General features: G+C 76.9%; 1 protein-coding gene. It reads left to right on the plus strand.

Annotated features, from left to right (window positions below; all coding sequences use genetic code 11):
* The coding region (locus FKR81_RS44225; protein ID WP_186763523.1) for a hypothetical protein at nt 1-414 on the plus strand (414 nt) is incomplete at its 5' end.
* Nucleotides 415-1,965 lie beyond the last annotated feature (1,551 nt).

Raw genomic sequence — 1,965 nt, forward strand, 5'->3', positions numbered from 1 at the left:
CGACCTGTCGCCCAACGCCGGCTCCACCCACACCAGCGGCTCACCTTCGACCTCCACCCCGGACGCACCGTCGTCCCCCAACTCACCCTCGACGTCCTCACCGGACGGACCAGGCTCCACCACACCCAGCACACCTGGGTCACCCAGCACACCTGGCTCGCCGGGATCACCCAGCACGCCAGGTTCGCCCAGCTCGCCTGGGTCACCGACTTCGCCTGGATCACCGAGTTCGCCGTCCGCGAGCTCGCCGTCGGGCTCCCCGTCGAGTTCACCCTCTGGTTCGCCGTCGGGATCTCCCGGCGCGCCGTCGTCTCCGAGCGCACACTCGCCAGGATCTCCGTCCTCCAGCGCCCCGTCGGCTCCGACGCACTCGCCGTCCGCCGCCAGCGCACCCAGCCCATCCCACGCGCCTAGCGCAGACGCCCCTTCGGGCGCGCCGTCGCACAGCTCGACCGGCCAGTCCCCAAGCGGCCCGTCACACGGCCCGGACAGCCCGTCGCCCAGCTCCACCGGCGCACCTTCGGCTGGTGCGCACACCGGCTCACCCTCCGCCGGCGCTCCTTCGGCCGGTGCTCACTCCGGCTCCCCCTCTGCGGGCTTCCCGTCAGCAGGCGGCCCGTCGGCGCCCGCCGCGCACGGCCCCGGCTCCCAGCCCGACGCCCCGGCCGCCCCGCACAACACCGGCCAGACCCAGCAGGCAGGCGTCGCCGCCCCTGAGGCACCCACCCACGCCCCCGGCCCGCGTGACACCAGCCCCTCCAGCAGCCCCGCCGGCCAACCGAACCAGGCCGGCGCCCCAGCCGCCGGACCCGCAGGCGCGGCACCCGCAGGCGGCGCACCGTCAGCTGGCGGCTCCCCGAGCGCAGGCGGCGCCCGCCCAGCGCAGGTGGTGGCGGCTGGACCGGTACCCCCGGCAGCCGAGGCGACCTCGGCTCCGGCACCCCCAGCCCCCGCACCCCCGACACATCGCCTTCGGGCGCCCGCCCGCACAGCGGCACCCCCAGCACACCATCGGCACCCCACGCGCCCGCAGCGTCCTCGACGCCGCACGCACCCTCCACACCGTCGGCGCCGCCCTCGCCGTCGAGGCCGTCGGCACCTCACGTGCCGTCACAGTCGAGCTTCGGCCCCTCAGGCTCACCCAACGCCCCGCACACCAACGCCCCGCACACCAACGCCCCGCACACCAACGCCCCGCACACCAACGCCCCGCACACCAACGCCCCGCAGACCAACGCTCCGCACACCAACGCTCCGAACGCAGGCGCTCCGAATTCCCCGTCCCCGAGCGCCGGTACACCGCACACCGGCCCGGCATCCGGCGCTCCAAACACGGGTTCGCCGTCGGCAGCGGGATCACCCCACGCAGGAGGCCCGAACGCGGGCACCCCGCACACCGGCTCGCCAACCGCCCCCTCTGCTGGAGCACCACACACAGGCGGCCCCAACGCGGCCGCACCGCATACCGGTGCACCGTCGGCGCCCAGCGCACCGCATGGCGGGCCTGCTGGCGGTGCCCCACACGGCGGTCCTGGTGGCGGCTCGCCGCAGGGTGGCCCTGGCGCTCGCCCCGACGCGCCGGGCGCGCGTTCGGACGGGCCGATGCGCCCGCAGTCCGCGACCACCCCCACCCACGCCGACGCCCCCAGCGCCAGCGTGCCGCACGCTGGTCCCGGCACACCGCACACCCAGCAGCCCAGCGTCGGCCCAGCCGCACCCCACACCGGTGGCCCCGGCATGCCGCACGCCGGCGGCCCGAGCACACACGGCCCTAACTCGCCCAGCGCACACGGCCCCGGCGGCCGCCCGGACACCCCCGCCACCAGGCCCGACGGCCCTGGATCCAGGCCCGACGGAACGCGCCCGGACGCCTCCCGCCCCCGCACCGACGCCCCCGGCGGACACCCCAACAGCCCCTCCCGCCCGGACACCCCAGCCCCGCACAACCGCCCCGACAGCGCGCGA

Origin of the sequence: Lentzea tibetensis (genome assembly GCF_007845675.1) — a bacterium.
Taxonomy (GTDB): domain Bacteria; phylum Actinomycetota; class Actinomycetes; order Mycobacteriales; family Pseudonocardiaceae; genus Lentzea; species Lentzea tibetensis.